The sequence below is a fragment of the Pseudomonas sp. BP6 genome (assembly GCF_017875935.1).
Classification (GTDB): Bacteria; Pseudomonadota; Gammaproteobacteria; order Pseudomonadales; family Pseudomonadaceae; genus Aquipseudomonas; species Aquipseudomonas putida_Y.
In genome coordinates, this window is the sequence record NZ_JAGINI010000001.1 from 3,990,433 (window position 1) to 4,007,408 (window position 16,976).

The window sequence follows — 16,976 nt, forward strand, 5'->3', positions numbered from 1 at the left end:
TGGCCGCTAATGATCGGCAACGGGTAATTAAAAGGCTACGTGAGCGATCAGCGCGCCCATTCACCAAACGGCGCGTCACCATCGATATAACGCGCAGCCGTCTGCACATCGCGCCATCCGACGTAGTCCATCAAGGCTTTGCTGCTCCATTGATTTTCACTCGCCCAAGTGGCGAAGCCGCGCCGTAGCGAGTGGGCCGAATACCCCTCGGGGTCGACGCCACTGCGCAGAAACACTTGGCGCAGTAAACGCGAGAGGCTGTTAGCATTAAGCGCCTGCTTCCCGATATGGCCCCAGCGGTCGATGGCACGAAACAGCGCCCCCTCGCTGAGCCCACTCGCTTCCAACCACACCTCATAGGCCGCAACGGGGCACAAGCGCTTGAGGGCCGGCACCTTGACCACGCGGCCGCGGTTGCTGCGGTCGGACTTACTGCTCGGCAAGAACACCTCCAGCCCCTGGGCTGGGCGCCACTGGATGTGCTCGATGCGTAACCGGCTCAATTCATCGCTGCGAAATGCCCGCCAGAAGCCGAGCAGGATCAGCGCCTGATCACGCGCGGCACGCAGCCTCACCGCGGGCAGCGGATCCGCAAGCTCCTTAGCTAATTGGGCGATGCAGGTTTCTAGCTCCTTTAACGCCAAGGCCTCGGCCTGCTTCACCGGCTGCGGATGCAACGCCTGGATCCCCTTCAGCGTATCGCGCACCCGAGAGGATTTGGTGGGGTCGGTAAAGCCCAATTGCTGATGCCAGCGCGCCAAGGCGGCCAGATTCACCCGCAGGGTACGGCTCGTCAGCTGGTCGCCGTAATGCGTGAGGTAGCGCACCACACTTTCGCTGGACGCCGGCAGCAACCCACCCCACTCCGTCTCGAAGTGCGCGATGGCCTGGGCGTAGCGCCGCTCGGTGCTGGCTCGACGCGCCGCCCGGAGATAACGATCGGGCGAAGTGTTCACCACCGCCTCCGTCTGTACCCCCGCAAGCGGCAAATCACCGCTAAACGCGCTATCACGTGCGAGAAACTTGGCTTCTCAAACGTCAGTCTGTCCGATTATTAGGATCGGATCAGGCGCCTGTACACGTGTACTTCCATACTGTTTGAACAGTACGAAAAAGTGGGAGCAACAGCATGGCCCGCGCCGGAATCAACAAAGCCCTCGTGCAGCGCGCCCGGGATGCCCTCCTCGCCCGTGGTCTGTCACCCAGTATCGAGGCCGTGCGTGCAGAACTCGGCCACACGGGCTCGAAGACCACCATTCTTCGCTACCTGCGTGAACTGGACGTGGCAGAACCCCACCCGCCACAGGTGAATCTGTCGGAAGAATTGCAGGCGCTGCTGCAGAGTCTAGCTGAGCGTTTGGCCAACGAAGCGCAGGCCACTGTCGCCGTCGATCGTGCCCGCCTGGAACGGCAACAAGCGGCCTATCAGCAGCAGCGTGCGGTGGAGGCGGCGCGGTTCGAGCAGTTGCAAGCGGCACACACCGCAGAGATGGAGACCCATCGGCTGTTGCGTCTGCGTGAAGTGCAGTTGACGGGTCAACTGCAGCTGGCGGAAGGTGAGCGAAAACGCCTAGAGGAAGCGTGCCGGCAGCAGCTGCAGCTGCTCGAGGAGCGAGCGACGACGATCCACTCGCTCGAGGCCAAACACCAGCAGGCACGTGAATCGCTGGAGCACTTTCGTCAACAGCATCAATTGCAACGCCAGGAAGAACTGCAGCGGCATGATCAGCAGTTGAGTCAGTTACAAGCCGAGGTGCGGGGATTACGTGAACAACTCGCTGTCCGCCAGGAAGAACTGACTCAACTCTACCGGGATCTGGAACGATCGACCGGCGCACAGGTTTTCCAGCAGCAACAGCTCCGTCAACTCGAGCGTGAGTTGAACGCCGCGCAGCAGCACTTGGCGGCCGAGAAGCTGCTCATGAACCAAGCGCATCAGCAGGCAGAAATAATGGCGAGCGAGATCACCTTGCTACGCGAAAAGTCCAGGTCTTACCTCTTGGCCCACCGACATGACCAGCGCCTCCTGCGTGCGCAGGCGCAACAACTGGCACGCGTGCAAGGCTTGGTCCAGCCGGGATCATCCGACAGCCCAATTCAATGACGAATTGAGCCTGGCGTGGAGTCGTTCCTCCACACGCGAACGTCGCTGTGTGCCTCAGCGCATGCGGGCAGGAAAGTTAAGAAAAAATGCAGCAAAACTCCAAAACTGAAGATTTTCATGGGCCGCTTAAGAAAAAGCTGACGCCCGAGTCTTTCTGAACAGAAAATTCCCGGATAGCCTCATCCCCTCAAGCACTAAGCTAACCGGCCACAGCGACCTGGCGGTCCCTACGCTCGGAGCGGGGTCATGCCCGTCCAGCCCAGATTGTTGGACCCTTGGATCACATTGCAGAACTGAGGGAAGGCAGCCACTGATCACCAGACGGATATCCATGTCTATGCGCCCTACCCTTTCCCGAGAAACGGCCATGCTGGAAAAGGGCAAAGTACGTCTCCTGAGCAGCGGTGACTTCTTGACTGCCGAAGCGTTCGCAGTCCTGGCTCAGCTGAGCACGGAGCAATGCACTCTTGAACTCATGGCGTGGAAACGGGCGAGGAGAATCTTTTCGCTGGTTCATGAAGATAAGGAATTCTTTCCCCTCTATGCCTTTGACCCCGCTTCCGGCTTCCGTCCGCTTTCGCCATTGGCAGCCATTATCACGACACTCGGCTCTAGCAAGCATGACTGGGCTATGGCGCTCTGGTTCAGCTCATCCAATAGCTACCTGGGAGGCCAGATGCCGAAGGATGTAATGGCGACCGTCCCCGCGCGGGTACTGGATGCAGCCCGAAGCGAGGCGTACGGAGCGCTGCATGGGTGATAGATTGCCTGTAAATTTCGCGTTAGCGTCGCCAAGGCTGTGTGCATACCCGCCCATCAAGCCCTAAGCAACATTTTTCCGCCGGAAAACTCAACCAGCCAAACGCCCTACTGGCTCCCAACTCCGGTCTTTGGAGGCGGCAATATCAATAAAGCGACCCTGGCTAACGCGCTTGGCCAGCGCTTCGCGTGCTTCTGCTTGAAAGCGGGCGGCCATCAGGGGTTTGGGTTCGTGATTGATCTGCTTCATAGACACCTCGTGTGTCATGACCTTCGGGTGGACAGGATTCTGCTCATGGGGATAACAAGACGCTTCGTCTCAGCATACTCGACAACGTCAGATCGGAGCAGGCTGGGCCCATTACTTTGCTCTCCGAGATCAATAAACACCGTAGTCGAGCTGTACGAGGAAATCCGCGAGCTCCGTGTATCCCTCGTTGGTGTCCAAGAGCATGCACGGCAGCCGCCGTCCAAGCCCGATCGCCGGGGTGGTGAACCATTTTTCAGCCAGCTTACGATTGCCAAAGACCGGCTCAGCCATTGTCAAAATCTGTTCGCGGCGTCTCATGAAGCAGCGGTGATTGATGCTCCAACACCGAGCAGAACATGGCGTGCCAGGTACGAGGACATTGAGTTCGGTCATTTGCGCATAGCCCCCTCTGGTAAGCCGTAATCGATTAGAAAAGTGCTGCTGATCATCATGCCATGTGCTTCAGACTTCAGATCAGGGCACACAGCATAATCGCGCAGATTACCGCTCTTGAGCACATTGCGAAGGTATGCCCGTGACCAAGATGCTAATGCTTATCCCGCGGATGAAGGATAAGGTCAAAACCACCTAGCTGTGCAGCGCGCCTTACACGCGCTCGGGGCGGGGAACTCACGCCTCAGCGTGCTACCAATCCCTGATCGTCTCACATTCCACTGCCGCGCTCGGCACAGGCGGATGTTGCCTCTTAGGACTATTCAGTCTGGTAACGGTATTCGTGAGGAGAGAATCGTCCCGACCCAAAGAGTAACCGAGCGGTAAAATACTCCACGAACGTCAGAGCCTCCCTTTGCACGCACCGTTCGTACTGGTCGCGATAGGCAAGAGGGACGGTAGCGCGATTGCCTAAGCAGAGACTGACGACCTGAGATAACAGGTAACCGCGGACGTCATAACGCGCATCGGTTGCTTTGAGCACAGTGGCATAGCACGAGTGAAAAACGAGCGTTGCAGTGAGATGGCTTTGGGGCGGTGCTTGATCGTTAATCGCTAAATTCCTTGGCACTATTGAACAGCTATCGCACCTACGACAAGCGCGAGCGAGTAACTGAATTCGTTGTGCTCGGTATTCCGGTAGATGAAGAATGCATCCTGGTCCGGCCAACAAACCGTTCAGGATTTTGCCATTCCGGAATGAAGGTGACCACCTTCCTCTGCACGATCGCCCGCTAGCATCACCAGCAAGCTGCTTCAACACCCTAACCCCAAGCGTCCTCATCTCTGGTTACCCACCCTCGGAAAGCTGCAGGGTGACAAGCCAGAGTCGCAAAATTGAAGACTGTACCTCTGGCGATGCGCACGTTACGACTGGCCAGGCGGCGACAGCGCGGCCATATCGCTTGTATCCGGTCATCGGCGTTTTCATTGAGAGCTGCACGACAAGTGTTATCAGTGAGCAGTTCGAACAACAGCGCGGAAGGAGTGATCATAGCCTTCGGATTTCGACTACGTAACCATCGTTTTAGAGCATGCACTTGTTTAAGCCGGAGCTTGAAAGCGTGCAAACTCGTAGGCCAACCGTGCACTGGCGCCAAGCGCCCCGATACCAAGTGGGTGGAGATAATCTCATAAAGCAACCGAGCTGTACCGGTCAGCTCAGGCTCCGAGCACATCAACAGGAGCGACAGAGTGAAGTGCCGTCCGAACAAGACACGCGCCTCATAATAGCGGTTCGAATGGCTGGCGAGGATCGCCAACTGAATACACAGCACAATCCAAGTGCTCCCCTTAATCAACCGCAGGCAGCTCTTTAAAGTCACCCGAGACAGAGGTCGATCATTCAGTCTCAAGTCATCGGCAAAACGATCCGGCAACCGAGTTGGTTTTTCTAACCAAGCGAGGATCGACCACAATGGGTTAGTCAGCACCAGAAGCAACCCGGTGAATGGTCGCTGTCGCATCAGCGCGACGCGTAACGCCGGTCCAACCAGCACCCCTTTCAAATATCGGCGCCATTTGTGCGTGGACTCTTCCGGCCGGCGACCCTGAAAAACCTGGGCCTCAAACGCTTCCCCCCATCGCTCCAGAGCCCCCGGCGACCTAGCGCATTGTGCAGCCATAACGACGTGATTAATGAAAGTAATCGCGTGAATCCGCTTGGCAAGCCTGCGCAGACGGCAACTCATGGCGTCTCTCCACCTGTTCTGTATTTTTTACATCGTGATTTTCAACAGTGTAGGCGCCCCCGATAAAAATCCGCATCGGATATGCCAACCATAGGCTCGTTGACAAAAGTTTCCGCATTTTAGAGGCCAAAGCAACCGAGATAGAGCCGTTCGACTTAATGCGCTTCTAAGAATCGATACACTTTTATGAATATTTATTGAAGCGCATACTTAAATCCACTGAAGGGCATGCCACAGATATGGGTGATCCATCCCAGAGGAGCTGCCGTGATAAACCAGTTGAAGGACGCCGCGCGCCCCGAGCGGCTTCTCTCCCGTCCGCGAGGACACGCCAGCTGGCTCCGACGTCTGCGGCGCATGGCATTACTCCGTATAGGATTGAATGCTACGTACGCTTTGCAGAAAACGAGTACGCGTCCCCTGTGCAACAGCATCTCAGGCTCTCAGAATTCTGATCTGCGGCTGAGACCGCTTAATCATCCTGCTGTACACGGCTGTCGCTTCAGCGGAGTTCCAACGTTCTCGCGTTCACATTGCTTCGTGAGGGCGAGCGATGAATAGCCCCGCCAACTGCATCATGGAGTCGGTTACTTTCACTCCGAAAAAACCGCTCTATAAAGGTCGTCATCACATGAGTGTGACGATGTTTCCATCCAGGAAGAATGGCTGCCGATACATGTGCGGCACCACTGCAGAAGCTCAATTCTGCGTGCATTTAGAATACCTTTCAAAGGTCATCACCTATACGGTAAGACCGGGAACCATTGAAGTCGCCACGAGGAATTTCAAATTCGATCCAGACATCGTGGTCACGCTCGACGACGGTAGAATTATTTATTTTCAGGTCGACTCCTACCCAGCTCAGGCTGATACTCCGCAGGCGCGAAGAATCAACCAATGCAAAGAGCGTCTAAGCACTGCAGGGCTAATTTACGAATATACGACCCCGGAATTATTTGGCTCACCGGCCATCACCTTAAATTTAGAAGTGCTGTATCATTACAGCCACTCAGGGTCTATTGTGAAATCACGCGAATCGGCTGCTAGCCTTAGAAAACATTTCGCTGGCAAGGCAACTATTCAGTCCCTCATTGACTACGGCCACTCCCAAGCCGATGTGACACTAGCCCTTTTCAATCATCAGATAACGTGCAACCTCAATTATCCTCTAAGGCCATGCTCGCCCATATGGACTGACAGTGAAAATGCCATTGGAAATTAAGACCGGCGAACACTACCTATATTGTGGCCAGCCGTATCAAGTGATAGAAATCTCAGGTGATCGCGTGCAACTGAGGTCTTTACGTAGCGCCAGTGACATTCGATACCTTCGGCTACCGAATCTGCGCGACTCCCATCAGAAAGGAAATCTCAAAAAAATCCAAGACGCTCCATTAAACTCCGAGCGTAATCGCGTTATATCCGCACTAGCCCCTAGCCAAGTTGGCGAATTAACACGCCGTTTACATTACTTGAACGCGCTCCTGCAAAACCGGGGCGGATCGTTGCCCAGCGGCGCGGGCTATATTGAGTGGATTGCGACTGTGGCAGAAGAGCTTCAAGACTCCACTCCGCCAAGCCGAACCACACTTTATGAGTGGAAGCGCAAATATTTGCTTGCGGGCCGTAACTGTTTAGCACTAGTAGATGTGCGTGCCCGAGTCCGTAGCTCGCCTTTTGAGCGACTGCCAGAGCAGATCAAGGAAATAATTCGGCACTATATAAAGCTTCATTACAAGACCACAACTCCTTACTCGCAAGTGGCGCTATTCAGTGAAATTAGCGACGCCATTGACGACCTGAATTCGCACCTACCCAAATTGGAAACATATCGCGTCCCCTCCAACTCCACTTTATATCGAATACTTGTTAGCTGGGACCGATATGAGATTGATCGCGCTCAACTGGGCCCAGACAAAGCTAATAAATTGCATTATTGGGGACGTGCATTTTTTCGCCAGCGCCGGCTTCTGCAATATGTTGAAGCCGACACACAGCAACTTCATATTTTTGCCGTCGACAATTATGGAGAAGTTATTGGCCGCCCCTACCTGACAATATTTATCGAAGTTAAAACACGCTGGGTAATTGGCTGGGATATATCCTTCAACCCCCCGTCCATCGACTCAACGCTCAAAGCACTGAGAAACTCCATCCACGAAGATAACCCCCGTGGGGGGCTGGCGATGTGTTATCGCACTGACAATGGAGCGGAGAACATTGCTGAAGACCTTAAGATAAAATTACACTGGCAAGGCGCTAAGATATGGTTTTGCCCGCCCAAAACACCAAACCAAAAACCATTCGCCGAGTCCTTCTTTAAAGTTTGGAGCATCCAGATCGTACATCACTTAATGGGCACGACGCTTTCAAACGCTAAGGAACTGGGTGACTACAACCCGGAAAAGGAAGCAGGGCTAACAATCGAGAATATTAGGGAAGGGTTCGCCAGGTGGCTAAACGAAGATTATGGAGTTCACCCCCATAGCGGGATAGGCGGTATCTCACCTTTAGCTGCTTGGGATGAAGCTATTAAAATGGAGTTCACCCCTCGGAAATATTCGGAGGAGGATCTTCGCATGCTGTTCTGGGCTTGCGAAACTGTGACCCCTTACGCCAATGGCCGAGTACGCCATAACTATCTGTTCTGGACGGGAAGTCCAGTCCAGTACCTGAAAAATCGTCAGCCACACTCAGACTATTTATACCTCTATTATGACCGCTCGGACCTGGGTAAAGCATGGCTAGTACACCCTGCCTATCAAGACGATCCTTTAGAGTTGGAAGCTGTTCATCCCGAATACCAAGTTGGCCTGAACATGGATATGCACGAGCACATCCTCAAGGAACTTAGACCCAAAGACGGAAACCTTAATATTGCCGCCGCCCAACGGGCGAGGGCCGCCATACTTGAGAAACTCCAAAACCAAGGGAGCAAATCCGCCCGTTTGAATCATCATCGAGCAGCCGAAAAAGGCCTTCTTGCAGAAGACGCTAAAGCAAATATGGCGCCTGATGATACGGCTAAAATGCAAGATCATACGCGACCGTATCACTATTACAGCAACACGCCAGACTTGTACTCTATCGTGGAGATTCCGCATGATCGAAAGCGCTGAGAGAGAGTGCATCTTAACAACCTTTGAAACAACCGTCGTATTCTTCGAGAGTTTTAGACGTTGTTATACCAAAGTTAGGCGCTCAATTGAAGCGACTCTTCTACGTGGCGCTCCATCCTCGATCATTATCCGCGGCCCATCAGGATCGGGAAAGTCGACCCTAATAGAGTGCATTCAGCTGACGTTAGAAAGTGAATACAAAGAGCTCCGGGACGATGGTGAATACACGATCATCTCTGTTGTCAATTTCGAAACGCCTCCAGAAGTCACCATTAGAGGGATGGCTCGTGCAATGTTGATCGCGCTAGGAGATCCAAACCCGCGCGGCAGCACTGAGGAAATGACCCATCAACTGATCACGATTTTGAAAACACGCGGTACTCAAGTCGTTTTTTTGGATGAAATCCAGCGACTCTGCCTCCCAACAGCCGACAAGGTGCGTCCAAAAGCGCTTGCTTGGATTGTCGGATTAGCTAACGCACTACGCATACCTATTATTCTTGCCGGCACCGAGGAATGTGAAGTGCTGCAAGGTGAAAACGAAGATTTCAGCTCCAAGGCATTCAAACGTCGCTATCCATTTACCGCAACAATGGAGCACTTGAAATTTTCAGCGGATTTAGACTCAGAATATCAACAGTTTATACGCACGTTGGACACCAAACTCTATGCGCTTTCAAAGCTGCCAGATGGGCTGCATCTCCACGACCCCTTACTCTCCGCTCAGCTCTTCGCAGCTAGCAATGGCAATCTGGAGACATTGCGCCTGACTATTTGGAATGCTCTCAGAGAATGCTTAGATCGAAAGCTAGACCACAACCAAAATCAAGGTTTGACACTTGAAGACTTTATTTATGCATATGAGTTAACCATAAGTGAGGATTCGCGGCACATAAATCCGTTTACGCTGACGCTTGAGTCCACCCTTGAGCATATAGCAGAGATGCAAAAGCAAAAAGAGCTCGAGAAACTGTCTAATGAATAGGTTATATTTTATACCCTTTGGCCTTCCAGAGGAAAGCCCTACTAGCATCATTAAACGCTTCGCGTTGGCTCATGGTTGCTTGAATAGTAAATCCCTCTCTCATCTAATTGGACGTGTTTGCAGCGCGCGACCACCTCTGTCCCAGGCGAACAAATTCACCCGAGACATTGCTAATCTCTTTAACTCACACAAAGATGAGTTTATCGATGGGTTTTATTCACCTGCCGGCGACACCCTGAAAACGGACCTCAGGATTCATGGACTGTTTACCCCAATCAAATTAATTCGTCTTCGAGTAGCAGCTTTCTGCAGTCGATGTTCAGCGGAGGGACACGAGCACTTCCTCAAAGATATAAAGCTGGCTGATTACTGCCCCCTACACCAATGCAGTCTTCTGCGTCAGTGCAACGTATGCGGCGTAAAATTGAAGTGGTCATCGCTGTTTACAAATACTTGTAAGTGCGGTGCGATATTAGAATGTACGCCATGCAGTCGCGAAGATTGTACAGTTGAGTCTAGACTACTGGAAATTTATCGAGCCCGCGATGAAGGTGCCTTACGGGAGCTCTACAGGATTCTAAAAGAACTAGGCTATACGTATCCCTCAGGCCGTACCCCCCAGGAACAGCGAGAATTAGTAAAAGCGGCTTTTTCAGCTTTAGACAATGACGCAAACGGTGTCGCTAATTATTTGCATTTTTTAAAATCCGTCTATCCTTCAATAGATAAAAATATTCTATCGGCGAAAATTAGCCGTCTCACTCCAGCAGATTTGCGAAGAAACGCGATACAATACTTCCTTGCCAACTCTAGCCCTACCTTTCCAGCTGAAAACCTGCGACCAGAACGAGAGTTCAATCTAAATAAATCTCAACTAGCGAGGTTTTGCAAGGTTCCCAAGCTTAACTCCTATTGCACAGAATGGTTTTCCTCGCACCAAAAAGCGCATAAAACCCACCTCTTTAACATCGATGAAATCCATTCGCTTCTCAAGTTTATCTCAGACAGGCAAAACACCTCTACAAACCGCGCGACTTCAGATCCTGCCGATTTTTACACCGCAAATGAAACCACCCAAATGCTCGGAATTTCGTTCGATTATCTAAGAGAGCTTGTTAGAGCCGGACATCTTAAACGATTCTTCCCGAACTCCAAAGCTGCCTATCGTCGAGAGGATGTTTGTGAGATTCATGATAAATTTATATCTGCCGAAACATTCGCGCAACAACTAAAAACGACAGTTCGCAAACTACGCGCATCTGTAGACAGACAACTTACTTGCGAGGATTATCTTCCAACCCGACTAGCAGTACATCTTTATAGTAAAAGCTTTGTCACCCGAACAATAAACGACATTCCCAATCAGAATTGCAAGCCATGTGTTCGGAAACACGCCATGTCACTCGAGATACTAGACGAATATCATCCATCTCAATATCTGACCATACCTCAAATGGCTCTGAAATTAAAATATCAGCTAGCCGGCATCAGGTACTATGTGCACAGCAACATAATCCCTGTTGCAGCCAGAGGCAAATACGGCGTGTGGCTTGTGACTGCCGATGAAGTAGTGAGATTTAATGAAAAATACATCAGCGCAAGCGAGACGGCGAAGCTGCTTAAAATCTCAAAAAACAAAACCGTCGATTTTCTTGCATGCCATGGCGTAACTCCGGTGAAAATGCAAAGTAAGCCTATCAATGTCAGTTATTTGTATTTGAGATCCGATGTAATTAGGACGCTACGCACGTGCACATCGCAAACTCCGTCTGAACACGCTAGATCACTTACACGCTCTGAAGCATGTCTAAGACTTGGAGTCAGCAATAGTTCTTTTTCAAGCCTAGAACTCGCAGGTGCTTTCGTAGGCGATTCCCTCATTCCTGCAAGCAACTCATTTCTTGAGAAAGATATTGAATGCTTTGGCGAGCACTACATCCGACTACATCACATTACATTATTTTTAGGGTGCAGCGCGAGGAACGCAATAAATTTCCTTAAGAAGTTTTGTATTCACCCCTTCTGTGGGGCAATGACAACCAGGTCCTCTGTTACTTTTTACAAAGTCAGCGACTTAGCCTTATTCGAGTTAACGCCAGCCATTGCACGCACATATCATGAAATTTATATCTCAGGCAAAACGCCTATCCCTTCAACACATTCCCCCATATCCACATTGCGAGTAAGCCTCGTACCAATAACGGATATTTTGACCGTATTCGAAATATCACTAAACTCTTTTGCTCGTCTTTTTATTTCATCAGGACTGGTTACACCACTCACCATAAAGAGGATCAAATATTTATTGAAATCGGAAGCCAATATTGTCAATGACATTTTGAGCAGCCACTACACCTATTCCGGCGCTGATAAAATTCTGGGTGAAGGCGTAACTCGCCGCTTCATTGCAAGTGGAAAACTTATGCTAGCAAATTTTTCAGATCCAAAGCTGGCCTCTGCGAAACTTATCAGGCGATCAGATATCACAAAGGTTGGCACTATTAAGATGTAATTAAATTTGAGTAACGCTTACCTTCCTATCTTGTAACCACTTCCCTAGCTCAAAAAATCGTAGCGCTGTTCAGTTGAATTGATCATCCAGGTTTGCAGATCGATAACCTTTTTGATTTCAGTCTCAGGTGCAAGCATTTGAGCATCTGATCGAGGTCTCTTAATTTTACCAACCCCGCACCCGTTGATAAACCGTTGACCAAGGGCTGAAGCGCTCCGGCATATCTCGCCACGCAGCAACCCGAAGAGGTACACAGAGTAAGCCATCGTGCATCAGTCGGTTGCTTAGTCGGGGTCGCCCCTACCACGGGCTTCGATGAAGAGCTCGGAGACCACAACTCAGGGCCTCGTCTGAGAGTTCGTTACGCTTCGCCATCACACGATTCCTTTCTGTCGAAAGCTGAGATTCTCCAATATCTCAGCGTTCGAGAGGCAGCAATTAGGTTTCTCGGGATTTCGGTCAGAGCCAAACGTTGGTTCACATAGCGAGAAACAGGTAAAACCGACGTTCAGCCCTTTAGAAAAAAATATTCACATTACCTTGAAAAACGTTGGAAAAATCAATGCGAATTATTCACCAAAGAATAGAAAATAAGGCTGAGCATCGAGAAGGCTGCCGATTGGCAGCCTTTTTTTATGATTTTCCCCAAGAGTCCTGACGTCAGTTACGAAGATTGATTTCTTAATCCTATAAAAGACCGCCCCTGCGAAGGCCCATGTGAACAGGGGGCCATTTATTGCCTGTGCTGGCCTCTTCGCGGGTGAACCCGCTCCTACAGAGATCGCAGTTTGCCGGGGTTACCTGGCAAGCTGGTCTGCCTGACTTGGCAATGAGCCCTCTGGGCTGATGGGGGACCTGTGCGGGTTCATCGAGGCGTTGAACCGCCGCGAACACCGGCGAAGCCGGTGCCATACACCGAGTCGGATTCTTCGCGGGCAAGCCCGCTCCCACCGAAGCACAGCTCTAGCTTTGAAGCGGTGTTTTACCTTGAGATTTCGGCCTGAGGCTGCCAAACCCTATAGGCCTACTCAAGTCGCTCAGCAGCCTTTTTGTAAGCTTGGTCCCGCTCACGGCGATCGACAGCGACGACAAAAACCACGATCTCTTGGTCAATGACCTGATAGACCAGCCTGTACCCACTGCTGCGTAGCTTTATCTTGTAGCAATCTGGCAGCGAATGCGCGGGAATCGAAGTCGAGGCTATAGGTCATCCAGCTGAACCCTCACGCGCTGCGGAGAAGCAAGCCGCTCTTGTACGGTAGCAATGAGATCTTCATCTTCCTCGGTCATCAGGACCGGCCGGAAGGGTAGCTTGCCCCGCTCAGCTACATATTGCAGAGCCTGACGCATGAGTTCGGAGGGGGTGACACCGAGGCGATCGAGCTCTTTGTAGGCGCGGGCTTTGAGATCATCGTCGACGCGGATATTGATAGAAGCCATGACATAGCCCTCATGTAAAGACGATTGTCATTACACTGCACTGATCGTGGGACTCTGCAATGGCAGTTTGTCTGCCGGAAGTGACCACAGCGCCATTCCCTTCAAATGAAGAGGCCTCGCCCCTGCCGACAGGAGGGGTACGGCACCAGCAAGGATGCCGGGACTGGACATGCCAGTCTAAGTGGTCAAGGGCGAGGCCAGATCTAAAGATAGCGCAGGCTCGGGGATGGGGCCACCGCTGTTACGATTTGATTTGTAACCCTGTCCCCGGTTTGCGGTGCGAGGCAACCAATGGGGTGGATGGCACGGGCTTTACCCGTGTTCGCGGGCAAGCCCGCTCCTACCAGTAGATCGTGTACGTGCGTGGCATGGTGCAAGGCAGTTGTAGTATGTCTGCAGCGCGTTCAGGGTAGAGCCTCTGCCGCTCAGTTTTTCGCGTCTAGTACCCTATTTGCTCTGCGATCAGCCGTTGACAGCCCTCCTCCCCCTTGCTAATAATCGCCCACAGTTGTACGACAACGCATAACAAAAACAACAATCCGTGGACGAACCCATGTCGACACCCATCCCGCTGCACCCACATCTGATGCACACCCCTCTTCCCCCGGCCAGCTCGCGTACACCAGCCAGTACGTAGCGCCCGGTTACCGCGCGTTCACCCCTGGCCCTTACCGGCCCGTTATCTACCCGCCCCTGCCGCAGGCCGCTTGCGCGTGCCCGGTGGACGGGCTGCCACACCCTTAGGGAGCACAACAATAATGAAAATCTTCCACACCCTGCCTTTCGCCCTGCTTGGCGCCGGGGTTATCGCCGGCCTGCCAGGCACCAGCCTGGCTGCGGGATTTGTCGAAGACAGCAAGGCCACCCTCGGGCTGCGCAACTTCTACATCAACCGTAACTTCACCAACCCCAGTAACCCGCAGAGCAAGGCCGAGGAGTGGACGCAAAGCTTCATCCTAGATACCCGCTCTGGGTTCACCGAAGGGCCAATCGGCTTTGGCGTGGATGTGCTGGGGATGTGGTCGGTCAAGCTCGACGGTGGTGGCGGCACCTACGGCACGGCGTTGCTGCCTCGCCATGACGATGGCCGGCCAGCCGACGATTACGGGCGCCTGGCAGTGGCGGGCAAGGCGCGTATTTCCAAGACCGAACTGAAGATCGGTGAATGGATGCCGGTGCTGCCGATTCTGCGTTCGGACGACGGGCGTTCGTTGCCGCAAACATTTCGTGGCGGGCAGGTTACCTCCAACGAAATCGCCGGGCTGACCCTGTACGGCGGCCAGTTCCGCGGCAACAGCCCGCGTAACGACGCGAGCATGGAAGACATGAGCTACGGCGGCGGCGTGTCGGACCGTTTCAACTTCGTCGGCGGCGAGTACAAGTTCAACCAGGACCGCACGTTGGTGGGGCTGTGGAATGCGGTGCTGAAGGACGTGTACCAGCAGCAATACCTGCAACTGAGCCACAGCCAGGCGGTGGGTGACTGGACCCTGGGTGCGAACCTGGGCTACTTCCATGGCGACGAGGACGGCTCCGAACGCGCCGGGCAGCTGGACAACAAGACCTACTCGGGGATGTTCTCGGCCAAGTACGGTGGCAGCACCTTCTGGGTAGGGCTGCAGAAAGTCGATGGTGATACCTGGATGCGGGTGAACGGCACCAGTGGCGGGACCTTGGCCAACGACAGCTACAACTCCAGCTTCGACAATGCCAACGAGCGTTCGTGGCAGGTGCGCCATGACTTCAACTTCGTCACCGTCGGGGTACCGGGATTGACCCTGATGAACCGCTACATCAGCGGGCGCGATGTGCACAGCGGGGGCGTGAGCGATGGCAAGGAGTGGGTGCGTGAAACGGAGCTTGCGTATGTGGTTCAGAGCGGGGCGTTCAAGGATTTGAGCGTGAAATGGCGTAACGCGTCGATTCGCCGGGATTACAGCAATAACGAGTTCGATGAGAACCGGCTGATCTTCAACTATCCATTGTCGTTGCTCTGATCAAGACCTGCGGGTTTACCCGCGAATACGGTGGCGATGGAAACGGTGAACGACGGGTGGAGATTGGCCAGCAGGGCCGGCCCTTTCGCGGGTAAACCCGCTCCTACAACGGCCTGTGCCCAACCACCGACCTGTGTCCACCATTGATCAGGTGTAGGAGCGGGTTTACCCGCGAACGCGGTGGCGGCGGAGACGGTGAACGGCGGGTGGAGATTGGCCAGCAGGGCCGGCCCTTTCGCGGGTAAACCCGCTCCTACAACGGCCTGCGCCCAACCACCGACCTGTGCCCACCATTGATCAGGTGTAGGAGCGGGTTTACCCGCGAATACGGTGGTGGCGACAACGGTGAACGACGGGTGGAGATTGGCCAGCAGGGCCGGCCCTTTCGCGGGTAAACCCGCTCCTACAACGGCCTGCGCCCAACCACCGACCTGTGTCCACCATTGATCAGGTGTAGGAGCGGGTTTACCCGCGAATACGGTGGTGGCGACAACGGTGAACGACGGGTGGAGATTGGCCAGCAGGGCCGGCCTCTTCGCGGGTGAACCCGCTCCTACACGACGGTCTGTGTCCAACCACCGCTGTGTGTCCACCACCGATCTGCGTAGGAGCGGGTTTACCCGCGAATGCGGTGGCGGCGGAGACGGTGAACGGCGGGTGGAGATTGGCCAGCAGGGCCGGCCTCTTCGCGGGTAAAACCGCTCCTACGGGCGACCGCGCAGGCCCTTCGCATTTTTTACACGCGAAAAGGCCGGCAAAAGCCGCCCAAGCCTCATTGACAACACACAGAACCACCGCCAATAATCACCCAAGTCATACGACAACCTACAACAACTAACAACAAGAGCCGGCCATGACCACTACCCCCTTCAATCGCCTGCTGCTCACCGGAGCCGCAGGCGGCCTGGGCAAGGTCCTTCGCGAACGCCTACAAGGCTACGCCGAGGTCCTGCGCCTGTCTGACATCAGCCCCATGGCCCCGGCCGCGGGCCCGCACGAAGAAGTCATTACCTGTGACCTGGCCGACAAGGCTGCGGTGCATGCCCTGGTCGAAGGCGTAGACGCCATCCTCCACTTTGGTGGGGTTTCTACCGAGCACGCCTTCGAAGAGATTCTCGGCCCCAATATCTGCGGCGTGTTCCACGTGTACGAGGCGGCGCGCAAGCATGGGGTGAAGCGCATCATCTTCGCCAGCTCCAACCACACCATCGGTTTCTATCGCCAGGATGAGCGCATCGACGCTCACGCGCCGCGCCGTCCCGACAGCTATTACGGGCTGTCCAAGTGCTACGGCGAAGATGTGGCCAGCTTCTACTTTGACCGCTACGGCATCGAGACCGTCAGCATTCGCATCGGCTCGTCGTTCCCGCAGCCACAGAACCTGCGCATGCTCTGCACCTGGCTGAGCTACGACGACCTGGTGCAGTTGATCGAACGCGGGCTGTCCACCCCCGGGGTTGGCCACACCATTGTCTATGGCGCCTCCGACAATCGCACCGTGTGGTGGGACAACCGCCATGCCGCGCACCTGGGCTATGTACCCAAGGACAGCTCCGAAACCTTCCGCGCTGCCGTGGAGGCCCAACCGGCCCCCGCCGCCGATGACCCGAGCATGGTCTACCAGGGCGGCGCTTTCGCCGTGGCCGGCCCGTTCAACTGACCCCCA

General features: G+C 53.8%; 13 protein-coding genes and 1 pseudogene. 8 read left to right on the forward strand and 6 right to left on the reverse strand.

Going from position 1 to position 16,976, the window contains the following annotated elements; all coding sequences use genetic code 11:
- Nucleotides 1-47: 47 nt before the first annotated feature.
- Nucleotides 48-956, reverse strand: coding sequence for a site-specific integrase (locus J3A98_RS18130; protein ID WP_209967625.1), 909 nt, complete (start codon nucleotides 954-956; stop codon nucleotides 48-50).
- 173 nt (nucleotides 957-1,129) lie between these two features.
- On the opposite strand from J3A98_RS18130, the gene J3A98_RS18135 reads away from it, so the two are divergent.
- Nucleotides 1,130-2,104, forward strand: a complete 975-nt coding sequence (locus J3A98_RS18135; RefSeq protein WP_182408390.1) for a DNA-binding protein — start codon at nucleotides 1,130-1,132, stop codon at nucleotides 2,102-2,104.
- A 331-nt stretch (nucleotides 2,105-2,435) separates the two neighbouring features.
- Nucleotides 2,436-2,864, forward strand: coding sequence for a DUF2384 domain-containing protein (locus J3A98_RS18140; protein ID WP_182408391.1), 429 nt, complete (start codon nucleotides 2,436-2,438; stop codon nucleotides 2,862-2,864).
- Between the two features lie 90 nt (nucleotides 2,865-2,954).
- Here the strand turns inward: J3A98_RS18140 and J3A98_RS18145 are convergent, their stop codons facing one another.
- The 3 genes from J3A98_RS18145 to J3A98_RS18155 form a co-directional block, all read right to left on the reverse strand.
- On the reverse strand, nucleotides 2,955-3,113 hold the full coding sequence (locus J3A98_RS18145; protein ID WP_182408392.1) for a hypothetical protein: 159 nt from the start codon (nucleotides 3,111-3,113) through the stop codon (nucleotides 2,955-2,957).
- Between the two features lie 129 nt (nucleotides 3,114-3,242).
- Nucleotides 3,243-3,506: an antitoxin Xre/MbcA/ParS toxin-binding domain-containing protein gene (locus J3A98_RS18150; RefSeq protein WP_182408393.1), complete on the reverse strand. Its 264-nt coding sequence runs from the start codon at nucleotides 3,504-3,506 to the stop codon at nucleotides 3,243-3,245.
- An 824-nt stretch (nucleotides 3,507-4,330) separates the two neighbouring features.
- Nucleotides 4,331-5,257 carry a hypothetical protein gene (locus tag J3A98_RS18155; RefSeq protein WP_182408394.1) on the reverse strand — a complete coding sequence of 309 codons (927 nt, stop codon included), beginning with the start codon at nucleotides 5,255-5,257 and terminating at the stop codon, nucleotides 4,331-4,333.
- Nucleotides 5,258-5,810: 553 nt separating this feature from the next.
- On the opposite strand from J3A98_RS18155, the gene J3A98_RS18160 reads away from it, so the two are divergent.
- From J3A98_RS18160 to J3A98_RS18175, 4 genes are read left to right on the forward strand one after another with little or no spacing between them, the layout of a single operon-like run.
- Entirely contained in the window at nucleotides 5,811-6,479 is a 669-nt protein-coding gene (locus tag J3A98_RS18160; protein WP_182408395.1) for a hypothetical protein, read from the forward strand.
- Nucleotides 6,457-8,376 (forward strand): DDE-type integrase/transposase/recombinase, encoded by a 1,920-nt coding sequence (locus J3A98_RS18165; RefSeq protein ID WP_182408396.1) that lies wholly within the window; start codon nucleotides 6,457-6,459, stop codon nucleotides 8,374-8,376. The genes J3A98_RS18160 and J3A98_RS18165 overlap by 23 nt, the downstream gene beginning before the upstream one ends.
- The gene (locus J3A98_RS18170) at nucleotides 8,360-9,361 is read left to right on the forward strand and encodes a TniB family NTP-binding protein (RefSeq protein ID WP_182408397.1); all 1,002 of its coding nucleotides are present in this window, start codon (nucleotides 8,360-8,362) and stop codon (nucleotides 9,359-9,361) included. The genes J3A98_RS18165 and J3A98_RS18170 overlap by 17 nt, the downstream gene beginning before the upstream one ends.
- The gene (locus J3A98_RS18175; RefSeq protein ID WP_182408398.1) at nucleotides 9,354-11,873 is read left to right on the forward strand and encodes a TniQ family protein; all 2,520 of its coding nucleotides are present in this window, start codon (nucleotides 9,354-9,356) and stop codon (nucleotides 11,871-11,873) included. The genes J3A98_RS18170 and J3A98_RS18175 overlap by 8 nt, the downstream gene beginning before the upstream one ends.
- Nucleotides 11,874-12,897: 1,024 nt before the next feature.
- Here the strand turns inward: J3A98_RS18175 and J3A98_RS18185 are convergent.
- Both J3A98_RS18185 and J3A98_RS18190 read right to left on the reverse strand, forming a co-directional pair.
- Nucleotides 12,898-13,053, reverse strand: a pseudogene (locus tag J3A98_RS18185) (type II toxin-antitoxin system RelE/ParE family toxin); the annotation flags it as partial.
- A gap of 20 nt (nucleotides 13,054-13,073) precedes the next feature.
- Nucleotides 13,074-13,313 carry a type II toxin-antitoxin system RelB/DinJ family antitoxin gene (locus J3A98_RS18190; protein ID WP_004577199.1) on the reverse strand — a complete coding sequence of 80 codons (240 nt, stop codon included), beginning with the start codon at nucleotides 13,311-13,313 and terminating at the stop codon, nucleotides 13,074-13,076.
- Between the two features lie 758 nt (nucleotides 13,314-14,071).
- Between J3A98_RS18190 and J3A98_RS18195 the strand changes: the two genes are divergently transcribed.
- Nucleotides 14,072-15,310, forward strand: coding sequence for an OprD family porin (locus tag J3A98_RS18195; RefSeq protein WP_209967629.1), 1,239 nt, complete (start codon nucleotides 14,072-14,074; stop codon nucleotides 15,308-15,310).
- Nucleotides 15,311-16,163: 853 nt separating this feature from the next.
- Nucleotides 16,164-16,970: an NAD(P)-dependent oxidoreductase gene (locus J3A98_RS18200; RefSeq protein WP_176685120.1), complete on the forward strand. Its 807-nt coding sequence runs from the start codon at nucleotides 16,164-16,166 to the stop codon at nucleotides 16,968-16,970.
- The last annotated feature ends 6 nt before the right edge of the window (nucleotides 16,971-16,976 follow it).